Raw genomic sequence first — 25,003 nt, forward strand, 5'->3', positions numbered from 1 at the left:
TGCTCGAGATTCACGACGGGTGCTTCCTTCCCGCAAAAGCGTAGAAAATCATGGTCATCACTGCGGTGACGGTGATGCCAACGCCGAGCTCAACCAGGAAAATGCCAAGGTGTTGGCCGGAGGGAACGTGCCACTTCGGCAATACGTGATGTTCCAGCACGTTGTAGTCCAGGAACTTGCCGCCCAGCGACATCGTTAGCACGCCAGTTCCCGCATAGATCAGCACGCCGATGGCCATGCATTTTTCAATCACGATTGGTGGTGCGACACGTTTGATTGCTTCGAGCCCAAAGACCAGGCCGTAAAGAATCAACGCGGACGCAAAAATCACACCGGCTTGAAACCCACCGCCTGGTCCGTAATCGCCATGGAATTGGACGTAGAACGCAAACAGCAGAATGTACGGAATCAGCAGCTTGGTGATGACTCGAATGATCGGGAACGAAATCATGATGCTTTGCCTCCGCTGCTTGCCGAGTCAGTTGCATCTTCATCGTCTTCACGCCGCAAGATCAGCAGCACGGCGATACCTGCGGTTAGCACCACGGTTGTTTCGCCCAGCGTGTCGTAGCCACGATAGCTGGCAAGCAATGCGGTCACGACGTTGGGCAAGCCATGCATGTCATGTTCGGATCGTTCCACGAACGAAGGGCTCGGGTACGTTTGAACGGGGGCGTCGGGTGCACCGAAGTGGGGCATGTCGAGCGTCCCGTAAACCAGTGCGGCTCCGGTGACGATGACCACAAACAACGGTACCCAGGATTGTTGGCGAGGTATGTCCTCCGCCTTCCCGGTCAAGGAAACCGTGCTCAGCATCAGCACCGTGGAGATTCCAGCACCCACTGCAGCTTCGGTAAAGGCGACGTCGGGAGCATCTAGAATCAGCATCCAGCTTGCCGAAAGGAAGCTGTAGATTCCCGTGAACATGATGACCGCCCAAAGCTCACGCAGTTGGGCAATCGCGACGGCGGTGATCGCCAACAAAGCCAGGATGGCGAAGACGATTAAATTCATGTGCGTTGAGCCCCTTCATTGTTTGGGCTGTCGTTGCCGAGGCCAGTATCGCCAAAGGTAGCGTCGCCGGAGCCAGTGTCTTTGGGCACTTCGTGCGGTGTGTATTCGTTCGAAGCGACGTCCAGTTCCGGTTCCAGCCCGTGAGCCAACGCCGATCTCGCCAACGCGTGACAAGAACTCGGGCTAGTAATAGTCAGGAAAAACAGGATGGCAAAAAGCTTCACGGTGGCCAACGTGGGGCCGGCCAATAGCATCAGGCCAATCACGATCAGTCCGGCGCCCATCGTGTCGGTGATGCCACCGCCGTGCATTCGTGAATAAAATTCCGGAAGACGGACCAAGCCGATCCCGCCGATGATCGAGAACACCGATCCGGCAACTAAAAAGCCCCAACAGCAAATTTCAAGTGCGATCATGAGGCCGCTTTCGTCTTAGGGACATGCTGGCCAACTTCGTCGTGTTCTTCGCCACCGAAGTTGTTGTATTCGGTGAATCGCAGCAGCGCGACCATGCCGATGAAGTTCATCAAACTGTAAAGCAGAGCAAGATCCAAGAAGTCCGGTCGGCCGCTCATGAAGCTGACCACCGATGCCAGTAGCACCGTCTTGGTGCCGAACATGTTCAACGCTAACACCCGGTCGAAGACCGTCGGCCCCAGCGTCGCGCGAATCAGTGCGAGTGTCATCGTGACGAGCACCGCAAAGGATGTGACCGCCAGAATGCCGGTCGTGATGGTCATGAATCCGGTGCTCATGACTGGTTTCCTGCATCGCTAGAGGTGGATGGGGACGGCGAAGCGGGAGCGGCCGAATCACAGCGTTCAAGTTTGCAAATTCGGCGACCCATCTCGCCACTGATGTCTTCCGCAGTCCCGTAGACCGATAGTCCGTGAACGAGAATTTCGTCCTTTTCCAATCGAATCGACACCGTGCCGGGCGTCAGGGTGATTGAGTTGGCCAAGATCACTCGCCCAATTTCGCTTTTTTGATTACTAGGGACGCGGACCAGATTGCGTCGCAGCGGCATCACTCGGGAAAGGATGATGCGGGCCACAGCGATGTTGGACGTGACAATCTCTTTTGCCAGCCAAGGTGCGTACCAGAAAAACGGGCGGATGATGCCGAGTTGTGCCGGCGTGCCTTCTTCGTCGACGATTCGCATTCGCCACGCAAGCATCACTGAAAGGATGCACGAAGCGGCACCCAATCCCAGCAGGAAGGCGTTGTCAAAGTGCCCTGACCATAGCAGCCAGTTGGCGATGAGGGCGATCAGTAGGCTGACTATGAATTTCACGTCGAGTGCATTCAATCCATTGAGTATGCGGCTGTCGTGCCAGCGTGTATGTGTCCGCATGTGTATGCGTTTGCACGTGGGTCATACAGTAATGCAGTGTGCATACAGTAATGCTTAGTGCGGTGGCAAGTCGAGATAGATTTCTAAAGTTACTAACCGGTCGAAAGCTGTAATATGAGCGTGCCGGTGTCTTCTTTTCCGCTGGGCTCGCGACGGTTCCGTTGTGTTCACGTCGGTGCGATCACCTTAAGTCTGGGGCCGGCTTGGATGTTGGGCCGGCCTGGATGTTGGGCCGGTCTGGATGTTGGGCCGGTCTGGATGTTGGCCAGAGCGAGTTCATGTAAGCGTGCGTGCTGGCAAGCTTGAATTCAGGCAAACTGGAATTTTCAATCGCCCGTCAAAAATCCAGCACATCGAACTGGCCGAACATGGAACGATTCTGGCACAATTGCCGGGATGAAAGCTTGGCTGCAAACCGTTACCGACTTCACCGCCTATTGCCTGGTCCGAGGAATCGTGGCGGTGATCCAGATCCTGCCGCTGGACATGGGCGACCACCTTTGCCGTGGACTTGCGCGAATTTTGGCGGGGCCGTTGCCGGTTCGCAAGTCCGTGATTGAAAACACGCTTCGCCAGATCTTTCCGGACTTGGACGACCAACGCAAACAACAACTCACGCTAACGATGTGGCATCATCTGATGTTGATGGTGTGCGAGGTCGCTTGGGCTCAACGTCGATTGCACCGTTGCAATTGGCAAGACCACGTGTCGTTTCGAGGGAATCGCGGCATGTTGATGGCCAGCTTTTCCGAGCGACCCGCCGTTATGGTCAGCGGGCACTTTGGGCATTTCGAAATCGGCAGCTACACGATGGGGCTGATGGGACTGCGGACCCTGGCGATTGCCCGCACGTTGGATAACCGCTTCTTGCATCGCTGGGTGGAACGGTTCCGCGGAGCCAAGGGGCAAGAGATTGTTGACAAGAATGGCTGTGCCCCGATCGTCGACGCTCATCTGCGAAACGGCGGCACGTTGTCATTGCTGGCTGACCAACATGCAGGTGAAAAGGGCATGTGGGTGAATTTTTGTGGAGTGCCCGCGTCCTGCCACAAGGCGTTGGCTCTGTTTTCGCTGGCCAATGACGCTCCCATGCTGGCCGTGTTCACACGCCGGATTAACGGTCGACCGATGCAGTTTGAATCCACGTTGTTGGCCACCGCAGACCCACGCCCGGATCAAAACGGCAACGTTGATCCCAATTGTGAGTCGGTCGAAACGCTGACGAATTGGTACTGTCGCCAACTCGAAATCATGATCGACTTGGCCCCCGAACAATATTGGTGGCTGCACCGTCGCTGGCGGACGCCGTCGGCACGAGCGGCCAAACGGATGGCCAAGAAATGGCCGCAGTTCGCCAAAGCTGCCTGATTTGCTAAGAACGAGCCATGGAACCGTCCAATTTTGTCCAAATTGGTCACTCCAGAGAGGGAGTGATCGGGCTGCGATTTTCTTCCATTTTCAGCGCTTTCCCCACCCTTCAATAAACACGTTCTGGGTGTGATAATTTGTTTCGGATTCGATTCTCGCGAGCGCGTGAGAAATCCGACAATGACTGAACGATGCCTGGAATTTTGATGCCTGCCTCCGCTACCGCGTCCAAACCCGCCAAACTCGCTCTTCAAGATGGAACCGTCTATTCCGGGCATTCGCTCGGTGCGACGGGCGAAGTCACCGGCGAGGTTGTCTTCAATACCTCGATGACGGGCTATCAGGAAATCCTGACGGACCCCAGTTATTGCGGTCAAATCGTCACGATGACCTATCCCGAAATCGGGAACTACGGCGTCAACTCGCAAGATGTCGAGCGAAAAGGCACAGCTCTTTCCGGCTTTATCGTTCGCAACGAAAGCCGCGTTCACAGCAACTATCGCTCCGAAGGCTCGCTGGGAGATTACCTGAAAGCGCAAAATGTGATCGGCTTGGCGGGAATCGACACTCGAGCTTTGGTGCGTCGAATCCGCGTCGAAGGTGCGATGCAGGGCATTTTGTCGACTGAAGATTTGGACGACGCGTCGTTGGTCGCCAAAGCCAAGGCCGCTCCTGGATTGGTTGGCCGCGATTTGGTCAAAGAGGTGATGCCCGCTCAGCAAGAAAAGTGGACCCAAGAACTCGACGAGTGGGCCGCGATCGAAGTCAACCGCAGCAGCGCTCGCGACGGTGCCGGTGACATCATCGTTTCACCGGAAATGGATGACGAGCAACGCACGCATGTCGTCTGCATGGATTTCGGTATGAAGTGGAACATCCCACGCCATTTGCGATCCCGCGGCAACCGCGTCACGATCGTTCCAGGAAACACTTCGGCTGACGAGATCCGTGGCCTGCAACCTGATGGCATCTTCTTGTCCAACGGACCTGGGGACCCAGAACCGTTGACCTACGCCCAAAAAACGATTTCGGAGTTGATTGGCGAAGTGCCGATTCTGGGAATTTGCTTGGGCCATCAACTGTTGTCGATTGCTTGCGGCGCAAAGACCTTCAAGCTGAAGTTCGGCCACCGTGGTGCCAACCAACCGGTAATCAACCTGAAAACCGAGCGTGTTGAGATCACGACCCAAAACCATGGGTTCGCCGTCGATGACAAGGACTTGCCGGATTGTTTGGAAGTGACTCACCGCCACCTTAATGATGATACGATCGCTGGCGTGCGTCACCGTGATGCTGACGCGTTTGCGGTCCAGTACCACCCTGAAGCCGCCGCCGGGCCGCACGACAGTCACTACTTGTTCGATCGCTTCCAAGCGATGCTCAAGAAGGCTTAGTGCTTTCAGTTCATCTGATCTTGGGTTTGACCGTAGGGGCGAGGTAACAAGTCCTGCAAGCAACTCAAGTCAATCGGACTGGTTGCCTCGGTGACAACCCAAAGATTCAAGCTTAATAAACCAATCGTTGCATCGTTTCGGTTCAGCGATGGTGTTTGGCAGCCGAAGGCGTCAGGCAGCTTCGTTGGATAAATTCGTTCGATAAAAGTTGTACTCGCCGTCATGGCTTCCGCTACGGCCGGTTAATCCGATCCGCAATCGGACATCCTCATCCCCTCCCAATCTATCACTCGAAATCCCTCAATGGCTGCCAAGACCGCTATCACCCCGACCCGAGCCGATGACTATCCGGAGTGGTATCAACAGGTTATCCGCGCCGCTGATCTTGCCGAGAACTCACCGGTTCGCGGTTGCATGGTGATCAAGCCTTGGGGTTACCAGCTTTGGGAAAACATCCAGCGTGCTTTGGACGACATGTTCAAGGCGACTGGTCACCAAAACGCTTACTTCCCGCTGTTCATTCCGATGAGCTTCTTGGAAAAAGAAGCCGAGCATGTTGAAGGGTTCGCGAAGGAATGTGCGGTCGTCACGCACCACCGACTGGAACCAGATCCTGACGGTGGCTTGCGTCCCGCCGGCAAGCTCGAAGAACCGCTGATCGTTCGCCCAACCAGCGAGACCATCATCGGTGCGACCTACGCTAAGTGGGTGCAGAGCTACCGCGATCTGCCGATTTTGATTAATCAATGGGCCAATGTCGTTCGCTGGGAAATGCGAACTCGGATGTTCTTGCGAACGGCGGAGTTCTTGTGGCAAGAAGGTCACACCGTTCACGCCACGTCGGAAGAGGCTGTCGAAGAAACGGAACGAATGGTGGAGGTCTATCGTGACTTCGCCGAAAATTGGATGGCGATGCCGGTCATTGTCGGTAGCAAGACTCCGCTGGAGCGTTTTCCCGGTGCCGTCCAAACGCTCTCGATCGAAGCGATGATGCAAGACCGCAAGGCGTTGCAAGCTGGCACGAGTCACTTCCTGGGCCAGAACTTTTCCAAGGCTCAAGAGATCAAATTCCAAACCGAGCATGGTGGGATCGAGCACGCCTGGACCACGTCGTGGGGCGTTAGCACGCGACTTGTCGGTGCACTCATCATGACGCACAGCGACGATGATGGGCTGGTCTTGCCGCCTCGCTTGGCGCCTTCGCAAGTCGTCATCCAACCGATTTACAAAGAAGATTCACGGGCCGATGTGATGGCCTATGTGAATAGCTTGCGTGACGAGCTCGCCGCTCAAACTTATGCAGGTGCTCCGGTACGTGTTGTGATCGACGACCGTGACATCCGCGGTGGCGAAAAGAAGTGGTACCACGTCAAACGTGGTGTGCCGATTCGTTTGGAAGTGGGCCCCAAGGACATGGCCGCTGGCAGTGTCTTCTGCGGCATTCGAAACAAACCTAAAAGCGTTGGCGTTCCCCGCGAAGAAATCGTGGCCACGATCGGTGAGAAGCTCGAAACGCTACAGCAAGAGTTGTTCGAAGCAGCACTTCAGTTGCGTGAATCCAATACGGTTGAAATCGACAACGAGGCTGACTTCCGAGCCTACTTTGCATCCAGTGATGAAAAGCAAATCGCCGGCGGCTTTGCCCATTGCTACTTCGCCGATGAAGCTTCGCTGCAACCACTTCTGAAAGAACTGAAGGTGACGATTCGCTGCGTGCCGTGCGATAACGACGGTAAACAGGGGACCTGTTTCTTCACCGGAAAGCCGACCGAGCAAAAAGGTGTCTTCGCGAAGGCGTACTAGCGTCTGGTCGAGTTCCCATGCAGGACGGCCCGTGCCGTTCCGTTAGCTTTAAAGTTGCGAGACGCAAACTCTTCTTTGGGCCAGCCCTAGAGCATTTTGAGATTTGACGTGCCCGATCCCGGTAGTTGGGTTCGCCAGAATTCAGTTTGTGGTTCGTAGGCCGGACCAAGCGCAGCGACGTTCCGGCATTCACGCGACTGCCGGATGGGCGTCGCAAAGCCTCCTTCATCCGGCCTACTTCGGGTCATTACGGGACTGGTTTTTGTAGCTGGATTCGACAGAATTCAGAGCACCGGAGTCTGGTGACACCGCCTACATCCTTTTTTAAAACGCTCTAGCAACAAGGCTGGTCGTAGTGGACGAGGTAACGAGTCCTTCCGAGCGATTGGCGATCGCTGCTACTTTTCAGGATGGTACTGGCAGGTCACCTTGCCGCTGCGTAAGACGTAGTTGGTCCCGTTAGCCCCGGGGGCCATTGGGCAGTGTGGCAGCTTGGTGCCTGCGTAGTTGGATGTTGCGATATCGCTAAGTGAAGTGTTGGGCCAGCGACCGGTTTCCTGCCGATAGAGCTCCGCCTGCAATTGCAGCGAAACCCGGTGTCCCTCGCATGTTCGCGTGTGGGCAAGTTCACTGCGGTCGCCCATAAGCGAGAAGCCCGCGACGGCCAGCATCGACGTGATGACAACGGCTGCGACAATTTCTAGCAAGCTGAATCCGGCTCGCGTTCGTTTTGTCAGATTCATTATTCCAGTACCTCAAACATGTGGAACATGGGCGTGTAGATCGATAGCACCATGCCGCCGATCATGATCGCCATGCCAATTGTCAAAATGGGTTCGAGCATCCCGACGGTTGCATCGATGCGATATTCGAGACGTTCCCGCAAGTGGTCGCAGGTTCCGGTCAGCGATCGCGAAAACTCACCCGATTGCTCGCCCACGCCAATCAACTGGCACAGCGTTGCGGGGAAGAATTCTTCATGTCGGGCCAGTTCGACGCTGAGTTTTTCACCTCGGCGAACGCCTTGATTGATTTCGTTGATCGCACGACGGACGCAGCGGTTGCGGACGCATGCCGCCGAAACTTCGATTGCATCGACTGGTTTGTAACCGCATTGGACCATCGCGGAGGTCGCTTCAACGAACTGCAACACGGCTGCATCGCGAAGCCATGGCCCGACGATGGGCAACTTCAGTAGGACGGCGTCCATTTGAATCGCTATTTTGGGTTTGCTGCGACCCACGATCCAAAGTGTGGCAAGAGCTCCGAGAATGGGGAACGCGGTCCATCCGTATTGCAACAGCGTTCGGCTGGTTCCCGTTACAAAGCGAGTGACCGGTGGCAGGTCGACACCGCTGCTGCTGTAGACGGTTTCGAATTCAGGGACAACGACGACACACATGAAGATCATCAGTCCAAATCCAGCGACTGAAATCAAAATCGGATAGCTGATCTTCTTGATAATCCGTTTTCGCAAAGCAACCTTTCGCTCCATTTGTTCACACACTCGCGCCATCGCGGTTTCGAGTGAACCACTGCGTTCGCCTAAGCGAATTTGTTGTACTTGCATGGACGAGAACGTGCGTGGGTAGCGAGCCATCGCGTCGCTAATCGTGCCGCCCGATACGATGGTGCTTCGCATCTTCAGCAACACGGTTTGGTATTTGCGATTGGATCGGTCCATCGCCAACGATCCGAGTGCCTTAGGCAAGCTCAATCCGTTTTGCAGCAACATCAACAGCATCCGCAACAATTGCGAGAGCGGAACCGCTGGGATCTTATTGGATTCGCATCCCTTGCCGAGCTTGCGTGACGGTCCGCCCACTTCGATCGAATTGAGCTTTTGCAAGAACGACATGAACCCACCGGTGGTGGATACCGTGGCGGAACGTTGACGAGCGTGGGATGACATGTTCATGAAAGCGAGCGGGTTAGCAAGTACATCAAGATCGTAGATTGGGAATAATGTGTTGTCTGACTTTCGTGCTCAGGCAGTACTAGATTGCACTCATACAGCAAGAAGGTTTCGCAATAACGTGCGGTAACTATCCGGCCGCGGATTCAACGACCACGGTGGGATCCGAGTCACGGCGACCGCCGAGTTTGTTGTCCGTGACCGTGCTGCGTCGGTCTCCGCTGGTCTTGAAGTAAACTTCTTCCAGCGAAGTGCGGCCAGCCATCGCGGCTTCCAGTCCGGCGCGTCGTAGCGGGATCATTCCGGCGTCAAGTGCCATGTCTTCCAGTTGCGAGTGAGGCACACCGGCTTCGATCGCCGCGGTGATTTGTGAGTTGATCGGCATGATCTCAAAGATGGGCATCCGACCAGCGAAACCGCTTCCCAGGCATCGTTTGCAGCCTTCGCCGCGGTAGAAACGAGTGTCCCGTGGTACCAGGCCTTCGGGGTCCAACGCTTCCAATAGATTAAGGTTTGCCGGTGCTTCCTTTTTGCAGCTATCGCAAACGCACCGCAACAATCGCTGGGCAACGCTACCTAGCAACGATCCGGCGATCTTAAAGTGGTCCACGCCTAGGTCAGCCATCCGTTGCACCGCACCGACGGCGTCGTTGGTGTGCAGAGTGCTGATCACCATGTGGCCAGTCAATGCCGCTTGGACAGCAGTGGTTGCCGTTTCGCAATCACGGATTTCGCCGAGCATGATGACGTCAGGGTCTTGCCGCATGATGTACTTCAGTGCGTTGGCGAAGCCCATTCCGAATTCGTTGTCGCTTTGTACTTGGTTGATCCCAGGCAAGCGGTACTCGACGGGGTCCTCGACGGTCACGATGTTGCGATCGTCGTCATTAAGATGTTCCAAAGCTGCGTATAGCGTCGTGCTTTTTCCACTACCGGTAGGACCGGTGACGACGAACATGCCGTGCGGCTTATCCAGGATGGTTCGGATGGTTTCGTAGTCGCGTATCGGCATTCCGATGCCGGCCAAGTTGAATGTTTGGCCGCCTTCATCGAGCAGTCGTAGCACAAGCTTTTGGCCATCGACGGTCGGAATCCCACTGACCCGAAAACCGACTCGCTTACCGTTTTCATAGACAGTTAGATGCCCGTCTTGGGGGCGTCGGTTTTCCGTCGTGTCCATATCGCCCATCACCTTGATACGGCTGATCACGGGATCTTCAATGTGATTGGGGATCGTCATCGCGACCTGAAGCTCACCGTCAACGCGATATCGAACTCGCATTTCCGGTTTGTGTGGTTCCAAGTGAATGTCGCTCGCGCCGGCGGTCACGGCCCCGGACAAGATCGCTTGAACCAGTTTGACCACGGGCGCGTCTTCTTGGCCGACATTGGCTGCTGCGAATTCGTCTTCTTCTTCCGTTTCGCCGACCTCGGCCATTTCCGCCATCTTCATGTCGACAATGGTTTGACGCGCGAAAGCACGATCGTCGTAGACCCGATTTAGCAGCGCAAGCACATCGTCTTTGAGTGCAACGACGGGACGAATATGATAGCCCGTCATTAGTTCCACTTCCGCGATCGTTTCAATATCGTCGGGCGCAACCATCGCCAGGGTCAGCGTGCGGTGGCTAACGGCAATGGCACCGCACTCACGCGAGCGAGCGAAGTCCTCCGGCATTAGTCGTGCGACCTGCGGGTTGACCGCGGAAAAGTCAATGTCGACGTAGGCCACACCGAACTGCTCGGCTAACGCTTCGCCAAGTTGTTGGTTGCTCAATAGCGATTGGTTGACGAGCCAGTCGCCCAACATCACGCCGCGAGGCTTGGACGTGAACGCCGCATCGATTTGCTCGGGCGTGAGGACGTTTTGGTCGATTAAGATGTCGCCGAGTCGTCGCATGGAATTGCTGGGGAAGGGGAGTGGTGGGAAGGCTGCAGATGCAGGAAAGGTCAGTTGCTAGTGATGCCGCTGTTGGTCTTAATTACGAAACGAGTGTTCCGCCTACTAGATGTTGGATCTTTTCTTCAAGCACCGTCGGATCGAATGGTGTGATTAAGTAGTCTTGGGCACCGGCCAAATAAGCTCGTCGCACGGACTCCAAGCTGGGGTCGAGTGACAGCATCAGGACTGGGAACGAATCAGCCGCTTTAAACTCCAGTCTTAATTCCGATAGCCATTCGATCCCGTCGCCTTCCGGGAGCTTCGTGTCAACGATCAGTAGGTCGATGCTTTCGTGCCGGAGCCAGTCTTTGGCTTGTGCCCCTTCGCTGACGATGTTGATGTCATAGCCAAGCAATTCGAGTCGAAACGACGTAAGGTCGGCCAACACGGACTCAGGTTCGACAAGCAATATGCGGAGCTGTTGTGTTTGAGGCATGGCGTTAGGACAGATGGCTTGGATGGCTTAGCGGACAACGTGGCATTCCACGAAAGCGGAATCGAACGTATCGAAAGCTAGGCCATGCTTTGGTGACAGGCGAAAACGAAGTGATCGCCCATTCACCCTCACGCCAATACGTCTGGCGACTAATCAAACTGATCGTTACATCCGTCATAACCGGATTTTTTTACGGGGGGCGTCCAGGAAACTTTTGGTAGATTCTTGCGCGTTGTCTGCCGCCCGAGGCATCGTTCCCCATGTTTAAGGTGACGCCCGAACGGGGATCCCGTTTCGAAATTACGGCGTCCAATGCTGAATTAGTTTGATGACGCCGGTTCTTAGGGATGCATTCACTTGCCTGACGTTTCACTATTCGCAATCACGTCGCTCGGTTGGTTGATCAGTGGTTTCTTGCTATGTCGATTGACATACCGGGCATCACCGTTGGATGATCGCCGCTCGCTATCAGAGACTAGCAATCGTTATAGCGAAGGTTTTATGGTTCTCGATCTGAACGAGCTTGAGCACTTGGTCGGCCGAGCTCGAGCCAGCCGCGAAGAGCTGCAGGCGAGTCACGCCGAGATGCAGCAGCTGATTGTGGAAGATGCCTTAACCGGTTGTCGCAACCGTCGAGCGATGGGACATCAAGCCGAAGCCTTATGGGATAAGCACGCCGAGTCGGGAGAGGCTCTCGCCTGTTTGATGTTCGACGTTGATCATTTCAAGAAGTTCAACGATGACCATGGTCACGCAACCGGCGATGAAGTGCTTCGTCGGGTTGGCCAAGCTCTGCGATCGACCTTCGCGGGTGTGGGGCAAGCGTACCGGTACGGCGGCGAAGAATTTTGTGTCATGCTTCCTGGGCACAACTTAGCCGAGGCTCGATGGATTGCCGATCGAGTTCGCCGGACGATTGAGGAGATTGAGATTACGTCGATGCCTGACGAAGATGTGTTGCACGTCACCGTCAGTGTAGGGGCGACCGATCGCGATCATGAAGCGGAGTCTTGGGAAGAAATGATTGCCCAAGCTGACCGATGTCTGTACATGGCTAAGCGGAAAGGGCGTAACCAAGTCATCGCCTACGACGAAGAAGTCGCCAACGCCCAATTTCGGCCCTAGGCAAAGCCTTGACGCGTCGCTGGTCCAGTTGATGGAACGCGGAATTGCAGAGCTATCTGGTGCTAGGAAACTGGCCCGTTCTCGATCTCAAGCGTGATGTCGAAATCTTGAGGCTTAGCTCCCGGCCCTAGATTGCTCGGCCCTAGATTGCCCACGCTTTAAATTGCTGGGCCTTGTATCACCGATTTCGTCGGTTGGTCTGCAACGGCATCCTCGAGATCGGCCGGTTCCGTTGTCGGCATCAGTTCGACTTCTAGCGTTGGTGGTAATTGCGAATCATGGCGGCGACTGGCAAACCCGTTTACCGTGTTGTACGAGGGCGTTGATTCGGGAAGGTCTCGAACCAGTCCCAATGTGACAACTCCATTGGTGTCGGTTTTTAAGAATTCGGTCAGCCGCGGATCGTCCAGAATCACCTGCCCTTCGGATCGACCGCCCAGCACGCGTACAGACCCAAGTTTGATCGACTTGTCGGCTGCAAATTCAGTCGCGTCATCGATGTTGGCAGGGGCGTTTCCCCAATCAATGTCTTCGGCGGACCAATCGTCAAGCGATTCGTCGGTGATACCAAACACACTGAAGACCGCATCGTAAGGCAGGCGAATCGTGCTCAGATAGGCATCTTGCAGTGTGAGGATCAATCTCGCGTTTTCAAATTGTTGTCCCGTAAGCGGTTCCAGATCGAAAGCGAGATAACCTTTTCGGCGGTAATCGGTTCGGCAATTCTTGACCAAAACTAACGCGGGATCGAGCAAGCTTTCCAGATTGCTTTGCACAATCGAGGCGTCGCGTCCGCGGCCCATTGCGGTAGTCATCCGCATTGTGTTGCTGGGAACGAGTTCTTGTTCGACTCGTTTGAAGTACTCCTCGGCACCGGTGAATTCCATCCTTTCGAAAGGATTTTCCGGGGTGATTCGCACTGCTTCCCCACGCGACATGCTGTGCCCTGTGCCAGAAGCCGGATGCCAAATCTGCACTTCGCCGCTGATGACTTGAACTTGGGATGTGTTGTCGAGCAGGCTGAATGAGATCAGGAATTCCGTGCCAAAATCGACCGCTCTCGCATTGGGCGTGCTAACTTCAAAGCCGCGGGCGGACGGTGGAACTTTGACAAGTGCTGCACCTGAATGCAGTTTTGCGGTCATTTCATTGGTCAGTTCAAAATCAACATCGCCACTTAAGGAGACAACTGCCCCGGATTCAAAGTAGATCGTGCATTGCCCTTGCTTTAGACGCAAACGTCCAGGTTCTAGAGGGCTGTTCAGGATGGTCGGTAAAGTTGACTCGCCCCACTGCGCGTTAGTGCATTTGGTAATCGTCGCAATCGGGTTGGAGACCTGAGTGACCGTCGCAGCGGATTGCTCCGCTAGTGCACTTTCCCGGCGATCGGACATCAGGGTGTATAAACTGGTCGCGACTAAAACGCTTGCACAGGTTGCCAACACCATAACAGCGCTGCGTGAAAATTGACGAACGGGTTTGCGAACGGCTACGGGCGCGGGTTCGAGTTGCTGTTGTTCCAGTTGTGGCCAATGCAGGTACATGTGCGCATTCGCACCTGCTAAGTCCAAATATAAGTTCTTGGCTTCGTCATCGTTAAGCAGTAACTGGTTAAGCCAGTCGGCGTCGTCTGCTGACAAATCGCCATCGATCATCCGATCGATCGTTTCGGCGAGTTTGGTTTGGTCGGAAGCTTTCATTGGTTCGCGGTCAATTTGGACAGGTGTGTGTTCCTTAGGTAGCCGTTGGGCTATTGATTTCGTAACTCATGCATTTCCGCAGCGACAAACGGATCCGGCTTAGCAATCGATAAGTAGCCGAGTGGGTGCGTTTGCACTTGTCAGCGATCTTTTGAATTTCCAGCTTTTCCATGTATCGCATCTGAATAACTTCTTTCTGTTCATCAGGCAGTCGGGCTAAGCAACCGGCTAGTTTGGAAAGCGAGTCAGTTCGTGATGCCGAAGTCTCGTCGTACTGTTTGGCCAAGGCGATGTAACACTCTTCGGAAACACCAAATCGCAATTTTTCACGTGCCATCCGTTTACGGAAATCGAGAATGCGGTACATCGCGGCTTGGCGTGCCCAAGCACCAAAATCGGTTCCGGGTTTGAAGGAACCGAACGATTGCCAAAGAGCGATTTTGGTCTCTTGGAGGATGTCATCGGAATCATTGAGATTCGGAAGCATGGTCATCACGAATGCTGACAACATGCGTTCGTGTTGACCAATCAAACGAATAAAGCTTTCCGTCGAATCGTTGGTTGATGAGTTGTCTGTTGATGAGCTAGTTAAATCCCAGTCTGCGTTTGTGCTGTGGTTGGGCATTGTTAATTAGAAAGTGCCAAAAGCGTACGGATTGGACGGAGTAAACTTTGGTTAACCGGAAATTTCTGCTGTGAATAGACAATGCAGCAAAACATTTGGATGCATCAAGTTGGCTCACCGGCCGTAATCTCGGTCAGGTCTGCCGGATTCTGACCCTGAGTTGCGGAGCCCGTTTTCGTTGCAGTTCGGCCTTTGAGAGCTTCTTTGTGGGGCACAATTCTAAAGCGTCTTCTGCACGATGATCCCATTTGTACCCAACAAATTGCGGAAATACGTGGAAAAGTGGTTTGATTTTTGGAAACGCTCATTTTTTGCGTCCAATTGCTGGCTGGGTGGCACTTTTATCAGTGTGATCACAGTCGCCGCTAACGGTTTCTAGGGTGTCTTGGTGCCTCCGTGTGGAAGTGGTCACGTTTCAGTTTTTGATGGATTTGTCAGTGACCAGTCATTACCTGGTCGTGGGTGCCTCGAAATGTAAAGCGAGAAATTTTATGGGTAAGGAAAGAATGGATCGGCTGGCCTTCACGCTCGTAGAGCTGTTGGTCGTCATCGCAATTATCGGCGTGTTAGTAGGTTTGTTGTTGCCGGCGGTCCAGGCGGCTCGCGAGGCGGCGAGGCGAATGAGTTGTGGAAACAATTTCAAACAGATCGGTTTAGGTCTGCACAATTACCACTCTGCGTACAAGCAACTTCCAATGCAAAGTGGTGGAACCAAGGACGCCGACAGTACTTGGGCTCCGAATCCGATGGCGTCAAACCAAAATGAGGTGGAGACTTGCCATAACTCCTTTACCTTAAGTTGGTTGGTGGGGCTCACCCCATTTATCGAGCAACAGGCATTGTGGGAGCAGCTCAGCAATCCATTGCTTGAGCCGATTGGTGGCGCCAAGAGGTTCCCGCCGATGGGGCCCGAGCCTCGGCGTAGCTTGACGGACGAAGGTCGCGCTAGTTACCCGCCATGGATGACGAACGTTCCTACCTTCCGTTGCCCGAGTGATCCAGGTCGTGGGTTGCCCAGCCAAGGGCGGACCAACTATGCGTGCTGTGTTGGCGACTCGACGCAGCAGCAAGTCGCCGGTGCAGTTAATTCCGACGGTACGATTTCGACCAACGGAACTCACACGGAACAAGCTCGCGCCGCCTGCCGAGGTGTCTTTAAGGCTCGCCACAAAATGGCGTTTCGTGACATTCTTGATGGGCTGGCGAATACCATCTGTGCTGGCGAAATCGTCACGGATCTAGGTGATCGGGACAAGCGGACTCATGGGATTGGCCAGAAGAATAGTTACTCGCCTTCGATTGCTTACACCAATGGTGCATCGGTTTGTAAGCCGGCCGTGGATCCAGAGCGGCCTCAGTTTTGGCGACCGGTCGCCGACTTCCCAAGTACCTTGGAAGAAACCGGTGCGGCCGAGAACCGTCGCGGTTACAAATGGGCATTGGGACGTCCTTGGCACACCAGCATGACAACGGTCACCGGACCCAACCGCGAAATTTGTCTGCATTGGCGATACACCGATGAGGGGATTCTTCCTCCGGGAAGCCGTCACCAAGGTGGTTGCCACGTTTTGATGGCCGATGGAGCAGTTAAATTCGTGACCGATTCAATTGACGCGGGCAACGAAAACGCTCGTTCGATTGGCAAGGGGGGAGATGTGTCGCCGTCGGGATCGCCAAGTCCATACGGGCTATGGGGTGCACTGGGGACACGTGCTTCGAAAGAGGTCCTCGATGCCGAGTTTTAAGGCTTTGTGTTCTGGCGTTTCTCTTTTTTCCGATCGCTCGTGTGAGTTTCTAATGCAATACGTATTTTTGCTTTTGGTTTTGTTGGTTCCCGTTTTTTCTATTGGATGTGGGGCTGGCAATGAACCTGAATTGAATTCCAGCCGCGAAGAGCTGGATGCGTTTCTAGTGGAGCATCCTGAAGGACTGCATGAAGACGTCTCTGTCGCAGGCCAATAGAAACCACCGTACGGTTGGAACCCAATGACGCCCTAGGAAATGCCGTTTCTCTCGTTCGCTAGGGTTGAAAGTTCATTGCGATAATCGGCCTTGGTCGCTGTGCCTAATAAGGGCAATGACCAAGGCCTCATGGGAATGAGATCGGGCTAACAATCAATCGCTGCCGGCAGAAGAAAGCGTGTCTGTTTCGCACTTCGATTGGTCCGTGAAATACCATGGGCTTATGCGTTGGTGGGCGTGTTGCCATCTCGCCTTGAATGGTGAACACCAATTAAAACTGTTGAAAGCGTTTACCAATACCTGCTCTCGAAAACTTATGCGGAAATGTTGAGTCTTTTTCGGGGAAGCAGTCGTTGTCTATTCGTTGCGACTCGATGGCCGATCGTTTGCCAGCCATCGGGCACCCAATGTGACAAAACTATCTAAACAAATCACTATCCCAGAAAACAGAATTTGATGACTCGAACCTTTCCTGCTTTTGTTGTTTTACTCTCCTGTCTCAGTTTTGCGGTCGCGGACGAGGGGGATTATCAACGCCGAGTTGAACGCGTGCGTAATATTCCTGGTTGCGTTGCTTTCTGGGACTTTGTGAAGCGAGAACCGGGGGAACAGGGACGCTTCATTGCACACGTGCCGGATGGAGCAAGTAACGACTTCCCGCTTGATGCCAATAACTACGTCAAGGATTACTGGGGGGAGGGTCGTCAGGCGAACTATCAGGATTTTCCATTGCTTGGTCGAGGTCCGTTCGGTCAGGCGATTCAGATTCGAAAGGAGAAGGATGCATCATTCCGTCCTTTGTTGATGGTTCCGCGAGAACGCTTTCACGATTCTTCGATCGACATCAAGGGGGCGAACCGTCCGGTTTCGATCGTCGCTTGGGCAATCCGCGAAAGTGGGAATCACGCATTGGCAGGAATCTGGCATGAGGGCACCGATCTGAAAGAAAAGGCGACACAGAATATTCAGCGTACAGAGCGTGGTCAGCGACAGTACGCAATTTTTGCTGGGCTAGAACGGGCTGGATCGTCGTGTGGCCATGTTTCCGAAAATGGGGCTGGGTCGTTTCAGTTTAAATATGCGATGCACAAAACCTATTCTCTGGAAACGGCACCGCAGGTACCCGCGGACGCACCGGATGACCAACTTGATCGTTCGTGGCATTGTTTCGCGATGACGTTCAGTCCTCAACGTAGCGAGCTGAAGAGTTGGCTCGATGGCAAGGCTGCGGATCATTGGCAAGAAAACATTAAGAAACGAATTCCGCAGGTTTACAATGCGTGGCGTCAAGGCGAATTGAGCCGGATCGATGGCGTTCAGCCCGGCGAGGACGTTAGCTATCCAGCAGATCAATATTACAATCCGCCCGAAGATGAACTGCTGTCTCGGAAGGTGCTAAGCGAGTCGGATGAGATTCGCGAAGAACTTCACCAGTTCCCATACACCCGTGTGAAGGTTCGATTCGAGAAACAGACTAGCGGTGAATGGAAGGTTGTCGATCGCGATCTTGAAGCTGTTCGTAAAAACCCATGGTGGTTCCCTCACCCGATTTACACTCCCGCCGACGCGAAAAGCGGTGGCCCCTTCACGATTGGCCGCGTGATTCATAGTGCGCGAACGGTCGGGTTCACCGGCTGGATTGGCGGCGTTGCTGTTTTCGATCGCGCTTTAGAAGCCAATGAGCTAAAGGCGTTGTCCTCGATTGAAGTCATCCGCGGGGACGGAGTCTAGCGGCCCACGAAAATACTTTGACTGTCCTGCGCTGGCTCTTTGCATTAGCCGATCTGCTTCGCTGTTTGAAGCGATCGGTCTTGCTTTGACGTCAGCCGACTCCGATTCACCCAACCGTCTTTCATTGACGCCCCGCCCTTTGTACTTCAATTTGATCTCACAAGAGTTCTCCTGCCTCCTGCCCTTTCCCACCCCGTTGATTGTCCTCGCTATGTCCCACCTAAGGTTCGGCCTGCTTTCGCTGGCCTTCTTGCTCTGCGCATCCTCGGTTCAAGCCGCGACCTCTGCCACTTCGGCATCGTCTTCGTCGAAAGCCGTCGAAGGACGCTACATCTATTTTGGCAATGGGCTTTCGTCCATCTTAGGTGTGGCGGAAATCGAGGTTTATTCAGGGGGCGAAAACGTTGTCTTCAAGAAGGGAGAAGACTTCACATTGCACTGCATCACTGGGCGGGATCCTGAGTCGGATCCGCCGCATCTTCGCAACTTGGTCGACGGCAATAAGAACACTCTTCAACGCTGGCCGCATACCTTCGAACGTTCCGCCGAAGGGATGGGCTACAAGGACGCCGCGCTAAGTCTTTGTGCGTTCGAAGTTGATCTGCACGAATCGATGCCGATCGATAAGATCGAGTTCTATCGCAGTCGCTATATCCAAGACGAAAAACCCTTCAAGTTGTTTCAAGATCTTGGTTGGCGTTATCTACTGGTGCTAGATGAAAACCGTCAGATCGTCGCTTGGAATGTTTTCAATATCTATCCAAAGGACTGGAAGGAGGTCGCTGGGCATTGGACGTTCGTACCACAACCTGCGACCGGCGGACCAGCTGGCCGAGTGGTTCCCGAAGGCAGCTTGACCTGGCTCAGTGAGGCTGAGTTCATTCGCGACTTCTTGGGTAAGCCCACGATCGATCTGAATGCTGATTTGACCGACGAAGATCGAGAACGTTTGAAGCATTTTCAACGTCGGGATGATCCCGCCGAGATTGAGAAACTGGGCGAAAAGTTTTTCCGTGTTGTGGATCTGGAGCGACCAGGTCTTAGTGAAGTAAAGCGTCTGGTGGAGGCCAAACGTTACGCTGAAGCACTCGATGCTTTCAAAGCACCGTTCTTCAAAACGCTTGGTGTATTGAAACTTGTACACGGTGATTTTGAATACTCGTGGGTAACTAATCCGAATTCGCGGACCGGCATGCGAGCTCGTGATTTGAAGAACCAGGTTTATGGCGACAAAGCGGATCTGGCGGTAAAGAAGTTCACACCCGGGCTGCTACCGCCGGCCAAGTTCGAATACCCATTTCAAATGCGTCCGCTATTGCTGAATTACGTTGGCACCGGCGACTTGGATGCATTGCGGATGTGGGAATCGATGACCGACGATTGGGCGATCGGGTTCCAAGATGCTGCCGACAAGGATCCCAAGAAGCTGCGTGACCATTTCGTGCTGGCCGGCGGCGCTGTGATGGACAATTTGTTGGATTTGGTCAACGCGGCGAACGATCGACCAGAGTTCGTCGACGAGTTATCTGGTGCCACGTTGGCACGTTATCTGTTGCCGGTTCTAGAGGAGTTTCCGGTTTCAATTTGGCGGGTTTGCCGAACGGTTTCATTTAACCACACTTACAACGCCGTACCCGGTGCATGGTTGTTGTCGCGTGCCATTCTGGATTTCCACGCCGGTCAGCGACTCGAAAGGGAAATGCGGCAAGCGTTCGCGCGGCTGTATACCTACAACATGTACCGCGATGGATCGATGGTGGAGGTCGGCGATGAGGGACACTTCATGGCGACGGTACATTCCCCGACAAGGCTTTACGGCTTGTTTGAAAAGTATGGACGGCCGGATTGGTTCACGCCCGCCATGGAAACCTACTTCCTGGACCACTTGCGAACCAACGTGTTGTCGCACGCTAAGAATATCTCACCTAGTGGAGCACACGTGCGTTGGAGCACCAGCGATATCAGTGCCGGAACTGTAGAGCTTGAGTTAGGACTGAAAAGCCCGTCTTGGAAAAAGACAAACAGCGATCATCCCGACTATTTCCCAACATTATGCACACCGTTTCTAAGCGAGACGCAGCCTCGCGCGATTGTCGATACTGTGTATGGCAATGGGCGTGAACCGATGGGGATCAAGCAACGTGACGAAAGCCAAAAGCGGCTATCGGAGTTCTATGGCGACTATCAAGGCAAGCCGAACTTCGTGTCGGATTGGATGCCTTACGCTGGGCTATGGTACTTCCGTGGTGGTTGGGATCACGAAGACTCGCTGCTGCACATGGTCAGTCCGACCAGTCCCAACAGCAACGGTGGATCGGCACTTTACCCCGTCACCAATCGGTACGCTGCTGGTTATCTAAACGTGACAAGTTACCGATTCCACGACTACGCCAGCCCATTGATGACCGGTCTGGGAGTCACGATCGATGGTCTGCCACCTTGTCCAGAGCAAGGCCTGACACCGAGTGGCAGTAAGCAGGATGTCTTCAGCCAAGCGTCCGAGAAGCCGCAGCCCGCACGCTGGTACTCCGACGATGACCTCGACTTCGGTGAAGCGATTTACCAAGGCAACTATCTCAAAGAGGGGGCTGAGTTCGATCACAAGTTGCGACGGCCGGTTTACAAGATTAGCCCTAACCCAGTGAACGGCGTTACCGCTACACGGCAGATCTTTCAAGCACGGCCTGCTCGATTGTTCCTACAACTTGATCGGCTGAAATATGCAAATGCCGATGAAAAGCACACCAACAAACTGAACGACATCATGATCTTGACCGATCCGGATGACGAAACCGTCGCCTCCGATGATCAGCTTTCCGTCGATGCCGATAAACAACAAATCGAAACGAAGAATCCTAACAATGCGGGTGTCTTGGTTCGCTTGTTTGGCCAGCCGGATGCAAAACTGGAAGTGAACCCGAATGAAATCGGCCACGGCAGTTTCCGACGTACACCGACGATTACGCTGGATGGGCTTCGCAATACGAAAGGCAAGGAAGTGTTCATCACTTGGGAGGGGCAAGGCGAGACAGTAATGCTGACTTTGCTACGTGCTCATCATCCGGATGAATCACCCATCGAAAATATCGAGGATCTTTCAGATGATGACTCGGTGGGTGTTTGTGCTACGATGACCAACGGTGTGAAGGTGACGCTACGAGTGTCCCGGGGTGCGGCTTCCAACTTGACCGTCGGTCCAATGGAGGTGCATGGGGAAGCGGTTCTGTTGTTAGAACAACCCGGTCAAGCACCCAGCGGTTTGGTGCTGGGAGCTAAGTCGGTCAGCATGGATCAATCCGAACAGTCGATTGCCAATGAAGACTTTCGGTTCGTATTGGATAGCGGGTTGCAACAGACCGCGATCTTGCGTCCGATCGATCCGCCAACGATTGGTCCGGAACCCACGTTCGCCGGTTCGACTGAAGTGACGATTACCACGCAAACACCAGGAACAGATATCTTCTATATCGCTGAAGAGGTTCCCTGGATTGGTGGTGGGAAGAAGGTTTCAGGAATGAACCGACTCAGTAGCCGTGCTGACAATTGGCAGCGATACACTGGACCATTTGAGATTAGCGATGACACGTTTGTTCGGGCTCGTGCGTTTCGAAAAGGTGTCGCGGAGGCCCCGTTCACATCCGATGAAACCGAGGCGAGTGCAATCAGCTACGGGTTCTTCAACAAGGTGTCGCCTTATCCAGCGATCCAATCCACTGCCGGTTCGTTGTCACCGGGATTGAATTACGACTATTTGGAAGGACGTTGGTTTGCTTTGTGGAGTTACGCCGATGTGCTAACGGCCAAGAAGTCTGGGACGACCCAGTCGTTGATGGACGTCAGTATGCGTGAGACCGATGATCCTTTTGCAGTTCGCTACCGCGGTTATATTGACGTTCCCAAAAGTGGTACCTACACGTTCTATGGACCCGATGAGTACGTGAACAATACGTGCGAGCCCGGCTATGATTTGCGGATCTACATTGACGGCCAAGAATGGGACCTCGGCCAGACTTGGCACGGCGTCGGTACGTGGTCGGTTCCCTTGGAAAAGGGGCTTCACGATTTCAAGGTCACCTTCGCCGATGCACGAGCTAAGGACCTGCAAAATCAACGCATCGATTTGTGGAGACACTATCCTTGGGCCGAAACCGTATGGACCGGTGATGCACCGCAGGTCGAGATCTCGGGGCCGAGCTTGAATCGTCAACCGCTGCCGAATGGTTGGCTGAAGCACTAGGGTAGCGTTTCAGCTCCCTTTGTTTTGGGGTTTGACCGGATTGGACGAGGCAATAAATCCTTCCGCGATTTGTAAGTTAAACGGACTTGCAACTGCATTCCCTACCCAAACGTACGAAAAGTCGGTGTTGAGAGAATCGCATTCTTTCAAGATGTGAACGCCGCGATCAACAACCCAACTCATACTCTAAACTTACCTGTGATAATGAAACGATACGGTTTGATACTGGTTGCCACTTTGGCATTGATGCAAGTGGCGACTGCCGACTGGAATGTTTACGTCGATGCTGGGGCGACCGGTAACGGTGATGGCAGTGAACAGAATCCGGTGCGGACTCTTGTTGAAGCCCGAAACAAAATTCGAGATGCTCGAAAAACGCCTGACTGGAATGACGACCAGTCGGTTGTGGTGCACGTCGCTCCGGGAGTCTACCGACAAGAGCAGGCCTTTGAATTAACGTCTGCCGACAGTGGTACTGCGGACGCTCCGGTGATCTATCGGGCAACTGATCGAGGGGCGGTGCAAATCCAAGGTGGCGTCAATCTGGATCCATCGGCATTTACGAGCGTGAGTGACTCGAAAGTGTTGGACCGGCTTTCGGGTGAGGTGCGAGATCAGGTGCGAGTTTGTGACTTGCAGCAGTTGAAGGGTGAGTTTGCCCAACTTGCTTCTTCGTTCCGTGGCGTTCCGGAGGGACCATGGTTGTTCATCGATGGGCAACCGCAAGAGCTCGCACGCTGGCCCAACGCGGTCGACGACAATGCAGGGTGGGCAAGCTTTTCGAAAACAATTGACTCCGGCATGCCGCAACCGGATGCCGCTGATGAAAAACTTAGGAAGCTGCATCCAGGGGCGTTTGAGTTCGACGATCCACGGCCGGCAAAGTGGAATCTTGACCAGGGCGTCTGGCTGCGTGGGTATTGGACGCATGACTGGGCCGACGAGGTCATTCGTATCGCCACCTACAACCAGCAAACAAAAGCGATCGGACTAGCCAAACCGCACTCGTATGGAATCAATAGCGGGACTTGGGGACGTTCGGAACGCCGATTCTATGCCGTCAACGTTTTCGAAGAACTTGATTCTCCGGGCGAGTGGTATCTGGACCGTGAAGCGAAGCAGCTTTATCTGATTCCGGCGTCCGACTTTTCCGAAGCATCGATCGTGTTGGCGACCTTGGCTGAACCATTGGTCAAGATGACAGACACACAACACGTTACGTTGGAAGGTTTGACGTTTCAGTACAGCCACTCCGATGCCATCGTCGCTCGTAAAGTACAGCACGTTGAGATTAAGGAGTGCACGATCGCGAATCACGCTCGGTCGGCAATTTCCTTAAACGGTAACGACAACGTCGTTCGGTCGTGTCATGTCTTTAACCTGGGCACGACCGGAATCTCAGTCAGCGGAGGCGATCGGTCCACGCTAACGGCAGCGAACAACTTGGTCGAGAACAATCACATTCATCACTATGGAAAGTTCCAGCGGACCTATGCTCCGGGGATTAGCGTTCAAGGTTGCGGGCAAGTGGCTCGGCATAATTTGATTCATGATGCTCCTCACAATGCAATCCAATACGCCGGCAACGATCATTTGATTGAGCTTAACGAGATCCACCATGTGGTGATGGAAACCGGCGATTCGGGCGCGTTCTACACGGGCCGCGACTGGACGAGCCAGGGCAATGTAATCCGGCACAACTACATTCATCATTTGGGCGACGGTGATTCGGAACATAACAACACGATGGGGGTGTATTTGGATGATTGCGACAGCGGTGACACGATCGAAGGAAACGTGTTCTATCGAGCGGGCCGTGCGATCATGATCGGCGGAGGTCGTGACAATCCCGTTCTCAATAACTTAGTTGTCGACTGCCCCATCGGTTTGCATATGGATTCACGCGGGATGAGTTGGAAACAATGGAATAATCCAGATTACCCAAGTTGGCAGTTGGAGCGAAAAGCAGAGGCCGTGAACTACCGGTTTGCACCTTGGAGCGACCGGTATCCGTGGCTCGCGAAGATCATGTCGGACTCGCCGCGGGAGCCGCTGCATAACCCCATCCGCGGCAATGTGTTTGTCAACGTTAACAAAGAGGTGTGCCACTTTGACTCCAACGTTAAGAAACTGCTAGGGAAAATGGAGATCGGGCACAACGTCGTCATCACCCCAACGGCGGAAAACACGGACTCTGTCCATGCTGATGACATAGAAGGTTTCGAAAGTCTGGTTGCCGACCAGGACGACTATCTTTCAGCTGGATTTACTGCCGAAACGACGCCCGAACACATCTTTGAATCGGAGTCCGAGTGGCGGAAGGAATTGCCGTCCATCGCGTCAATTCCGTTCGACAAGATTGGCTTGCAATCGACTTTGATATCCGACTGACGTTGTT

General features: G+C 54.0%; 21 protein-coding genes. 9 read left to right on the forward strand and 12 right to left on the reverse strand.

Annotation, left to right across the window (positions count from 1 at the left end):
* Nucleotides 1-10: 10 nt before the first annotated feature.
* The 5 genes from ACR3ZL_RS08640 to ACR3ZL_RS08660 are packed head-to-tail and all read right to left on the reverse strand — an operon-like array spanning nt 11 to nt 2,367.
* The gene (locus ACR3ZL_RS08640; protein ID WP_473648269.1) at nt 11-451 is read right to left on the reverse strand and encodes a Na(+)/H(+) antiporter subunit B; all 441 of its coding nucleotides are present in this window, start codon (nt 449-451) and stop codon (nt 11-13) included.
* Nucleotides 448-1,014: a DUF4040 domain-containing protein gene (locus ACR3ZL_RS08645; RefSeq protein WP_473648268.1), complete on the reverse strand. Its 567-nt coding sequence runs from the start codon at nt 1,012-1,014 to the stop codon at nt 448-450. Before ACR3ZL_RS08645 ends, ACR3ZL_RS08640 begins: the two co-directional genes overlap by 4 nt.
* On the reverse strand, nt 1,011-1,430 hold the full coding sequence (gene mnhG, locus ACR3ZL_RS08650) for a monovalent cation/H(+) antiporter subunit G (protein WP_473648267.1): 420 nt from the start codon (nt 1,428-1,430) through the stop codon (nt 1,011-1,013). Before mnhG ends, ACR3ZL_RS08645 begins: the two co-directional genes overlap by 4 nt.
* Nucleotides 1,427-1,768 carry an MrpF/PhaF family protein gene (locus tag ACR3ZL_RS08655; protein WP_473648266.1) on the reverse strand — a complete coding sequence of 114 codons (342 nt, stop codon included), beginning with the start codon at nt 1,766-1,768 and terminating at the stop codon, nt 1,427-1,429. Before ACR3ZL_RS08655 ends, mnhG begins: the two co-directional genes overlap by 4 nt.
* Nucleotides 1,765-2,367 carry a Na+/H+ antiporter subunit E gene (locus ACR3ZL_RS08660; protein WP_473648265.1) on the reverse strand — a complete coding sequence of 201 codons (603 nt, stop codon included), beginning with the start codon at nt 2,365-2,367 and terminating at the stop codon, nt 1,765-1,767. Before ACR3ZL_RS08660 ends, ACR3ZL_RS08655 begins: the two co-directional genes overlap by 4 nt.
* A gap of 396 nt (nt 2,368-2,763) precedes the next feature.
* Between ACR3ZL_RS08660 and ACR3ZL_RS08665 the strand changes: the two genes are divergently transcribed.
* Nucleotides 2,764-3,735, forward strand: coding sequence for a lysophospholipid acyltransferase family protein (locus tag ACR3ZL_RS08665; RefSeq protein WP_473648264.1), 972 nt, complete (start codon nt 2,764-2,766; stop codon nt 3,733-3,735).
* A gap of 206 nt (nt 3,736-3,941) precedes the next feature.
* Nucleotides 3,942-5,129 carry a glutamine-hydrolyzing carbamoyl-phosphate synthase small subunit gene (gene carA / locus ACR3ZL_RS08670; protein ID WP_486173380.1) on the forward strand — a complete coding sequence of 396 codons (1,188 nt, stop codon included), beginning with the start codon at nt 3,942-3,944 and terminating at the stop codon, nt 5,127-5,129.
* A gap of 5 nt (nt 5,130-5,134) precedes the next feature.
* Here carA and ACR3ZL_RS08675 read toward each other — a convergent pair whose 3' ends face one another.
* Complete coding sequence (locus tag ACR3ZL_RS08675) at nt 5,135-5,353, reverse strand: hypothetical protein (protein ID WP_473648262.1); 219 nt, start codon at nt 5,351-5,353, stop codon at nt 5,135-5,137.
* Nucleotides 5,354-5,432: 79 nt separating this feature from the next.
* On the opposite strand from ACR3ZL_RS08675, the gene proS reads away from it, so the two are divergent.
* Nucleotides 5,433-6,932 (forward strand): proline--tRNA ligase, encoded by a 1,500-nt coding sequence (gene proS / locus ACR3ZL_RS08680; protein ID WP_473648261.1) that lies wholly within the window; start codon nt 5,433-5,435, stop codon nt 6,930-6,932.
* A gap of 398 nt (nt 6,933-7,330) precedes the next feature.
* Here the strand turns inward: proS and ACR3ZL_RS08685 are convergent, their stop codons facing one another.
* The 4 genes from ACR3ZL_RS08685 to ACR3ZL_RS08700 all read right to left on the reverse strand — a co-directional run bounded on the left by ACR3ZL_RS08685 (nt 7,331) and on the right by ACR3ZL_RS08700 (nt 11,225).
* A complete protein-coding gene (locus ACR3ZL_RS08685) occupies nt 7,331-7,675 on the reverse strand; it encodes a competence type IV pilus major pilin ComGC (protein ID WP_473648260.1) in 345 nt (114 codons plus the stop codon).
* Entirely contained in the window at nt 7,675-8,850 is a 1,176-nt protein-coding gene (locus ACR3ZL_RS08690) for a type II secretion system F family protein (RefSeq protein ID WP_473648259.1), read from the reverse strand. The genes ACR3ZL_RS08685 and ACR3ZL_RS08690 overlap by 1 nt, the downstream gene beginning before the upstream one ends.
* A 127-nt stretch (nt 8,851-8,977) precedes the next feature.
* Nucleotides 8,978-10,747, reverse strand: coding sequence for a GspE/PulE family protein (locus ACR3ZL_RS08695; RefSeq protein ID WP_486173381.1), 1,770 nt, complete (start codon nt 10,745-10,747; stop codon nt 8,978-8,980).
* Nucleotides 10,748-10,829: 82 nt separating this feature from the next.
* Nucleotides 10,830-11,225, reverse strand: coding sequence for a response regulator transcription factor (locus ACR3ZL_RS08700; protein ID WP_473648256.1), 396 nt, complete (start codon nt 11,223-11,225; stop codon nt 10,830-10,832).
* A gap of 357 nt (nt 11,226-11,582) precedes the next feature.
* On the opposite strand from ACR3ZL_RS08700, the gene ACR3ZL_RS08705 reads away from it, so the two are divergent.
* Nucleotides 11,583-12,350, forward strand: a complete 768-nt coding sequence (locus ACR3ZL_RS08705) for a GGDEF domain-containing protein (RefSeq protein ID WP_473648255.1) — start codon at nt 11,583-11,585, stop codon at nt 12,348-12,350.
* A gap of 158 nt (nt 12,351-12,508) precedes the next feature.
* Here the strand turns inward: ACR3ZL_RS08705 and ACR3ZL_RS08710 are convergent, their stop codons facing one another.
* Both ACR3ZL_RS08710 and ACR3ZL_RS08715 read right to left on the reverse strand, forming a co-directional pair.
* A complete protein-coding gene (locus ACR3ZL_RS08710; RefSeq protein WP_486173382.1) occupies nt 12,509-14,050 on the reverse strand; it encodes a FecR domain-containing protein in 1,542 nt (513 codons plus the stop codon).
* Nucleotides 14,051-14,084: 34 nt separating this feature from the next.
* Complete coding sequence (locus ACR3ZL_RS08715; RefSeq protein WP_473648252.1) at nt 14,085-14,675, reverse strand: sigma-70 family RNA polymerase sigma factor; 591 nt, start codon at nt 14,673-14,675, stop codon at nt 14,085-14,087.
* Between the two features lie 491 nt (nt 14,676-15,166).
* Here ACR3ZL_RS08715 and ACR3ZL_RS08720 point away from each other — a divergent pair, with 491 nt between their 5' ends.
* The 5 genes from ACR3ZL_RS08720 to ACR3ZL_RS08740 all read left to right on the forward strand — a co-directional run bounded on the left by ACR3ZL_RS08720 (nt 15,167) and on the right by ACR3ZL_RS08740 (nt 24,996).
* Nucleotides 15,167-16,420, forward strand: coding sequence for a DUF1559 family PulG-like putative transporter (locus ACR3ZL_RS08720; RefSeq protein WP_473648251.1), 1,254 nt, complete (start codon nt 15,167-15,169; stop codon nt 16,418-16,420).
* Nucleotides 16,421-16,472: 52 nt separating this feature from the next.
* Nucleotides 16,473-16,637 (forward strand): hypothetical protein, encoded by a 165-nt coding sequence (locus ACR3ZL_RS08725; RefSeq protein ID WP_473648250.1) that lies wholly within the window; start codon nt 16,473-16,475, stop codon nt 16,635-16,637.
* Between the two features lie 456 nt (nt 16,638-17,093).
* Nucleotides 17,094-18,368, forward strand: coding sequence for a hypothetical protein (locus ACR3ZL_RS08730; protein WP_473648249.1), 1,275 nt, complete (start codon nt 17,094-17,096; stop codon nt 18,366-18,368).
* Between the two features lie 211 nt (nt 18,369-18,579).
* Nucleotides 18,580-22,605 (forward strand): lipolytic enzyme, G-D-S-L, encoded by a 4,026-nt coding sequence (locus ACR3ZL_RS08735; RefSeq protein ID WP_473648248.1) that lies wholly within the window; start codon nt 18,580-18,582, stop codon nt 22,603-22,605.
* Between the two features lie 204 nt (nt 22,606-22,809).
* Nucleotides 22,810-24,996: a right-handed parallel beta-helix repeat-containing protein gene (locus tag ACR3ZL_RS08740; protein WP_473648304.1), complete on the forward strand. Its 2,187-nt coding sequence runs from the start codon at nt 22,810-22,812 to the stop codon at nt 24,994-24,996.
* The last annotated feature ends 7 nt before the right edge of the window (nt 24,997-25,003 follow it).

Source organism: Rhodopirellula sp. J20-39 (assembly GCF_057365095.1).

Coding starts and splice junctions, on each gene's coding strand:
- ACR3ZL_RS08735 (WP_473648248.1), top strand. CDS start 18,580: ATGTCCCACCTAAGGTTCGGCCTGCTTTCGCTGGCCTTCTTGCTCTGC.
- ACR3ZL_RS08695 (WP_486173381.1), bottom strand. CDS start 10,747: ATGCGACGACTCGGCGACATCTTAATCGACCAAAACGTCCTCACGCCC.
- carA (WP_486173380.1), top strand. CDS start 3,942: ATGCCTGCCTCCGCTACCGCGTCCAAACCCGCCAAACTCGCTCTTCAA.
- ACR3ZL_RS08740 (WP_473648304.1), top strand. CDS start 22,810: ATGAAACGATACGGTTTGATACTGGTTGCCACTTTGGCATTGATGCAA.
- ACR3ZL_RS08710 (WP_486173382.1), bottom strand. CDS start 14,050: ATGAAAGCTTCCGACCAAACCAAACTCGCCGAAACGATCGATCGGATG.
- ACR3ZL_RS08725 (WP_473648250.1), top strand. CDS start 16,473: ATGCAATACGTATTTTTGCTTTTGGTTTTGTTGGTTCCCGTTTTTTCT.
- ACR3ZL_RS08720 (WP_473648251.1), top strand. CDS start 15,167: ATGGGTAAGGAAAGAATGGATCGGCTGGCCTTCACGCTCGTAGAGCTG.
- ACR3ZL_RS08690 (WP_473648259.1), bottom strand. CDS start 8,850: ATGAACATGTCATCCCACGCTCGTCAACGTTCCGCCACGGTATCCACC.
- ACR3ZL_RS08640 (WP_473648269.1), bottom strand. CDS start 451: ATGATTTCGTTCCCGATCATTCGAGTCATCACCAAGCTGCTGATTCCG.
- ACR3ZL_RS08685 (WP_473648260.1), bottom strand. CDS start 7,675: ATGAATCTGACAAAACGAACGCGAGCCGGATTCAGCTTGCTAGAAATT.
- ACR3ZL_RS08665 (WP_473648264.1), top strand. CDS start 2,764: ATGAAAGCTTGGCTGCAAACCGTTACCGACTTCACCGCCTATTGCCTG.
- proS (WP_473648261.1), top strand. CDS start 5,433: ATGGCTGCCAAGACCGCTATCACCCCGACCCGAGCCGATGACTATCCG.
- ACR3ZL_RS08730 (WP_473648249.1), top strand. CDS start 17,094: ATGACTCGAACCTTTCCTGCTTTTGTTGTTTTACTCTCCTGTCTCAGT.
- ACR3ZL_RS08715 (WP_473648252.1), bottom strand. CDS start 14,675: ATGCCCAACCACAGCACAAACGCAGACTGGGATTTAACTAGCTCATCA.
- ACR3ZL_RS08655 (WP_473648266.1), bottom strand. CDS start 1,768: ATGAGCACCGGATTCATGACCATCACGACCGGCATTCTGGCGGTCACA.
- ACR3ZL_RS08700 (WP_473648256.1), bottom strand. CDS start 11,225: ATGCCTCAAACACAACAGCTCCGCATATTGCTTGTCGAACCTGAGTCC.
- ACR3ZL_RS08675 (WP_473648262.1), bottom strand. CDS start 5,353: ATGACGGCGAGTACAACTTTTATCGAACGAATTTATCCAACGAAGCTG.
- ACR3ZL_RS08645 (WP_473648268.1), bottom strand. CDS start 1,014: ATGAATTTAATCGTCTTCGCCATCCTGGCTTTGTTGGCGATCACCGCC.
- ACR3ZL_RS08660 (WP_473648265.1), bottom strand. CDS start 2,367: ATGCGGACACATACACGCTGGCACGACAGCCGCATACTCAATGGATTG.
- mnhG (WP_473648267.1), bottom strand. CDS start 1,430: ATGATCGCACTTGAAATTTGCTGTTGGGGCTTTTTAGTTGCCGGATCG.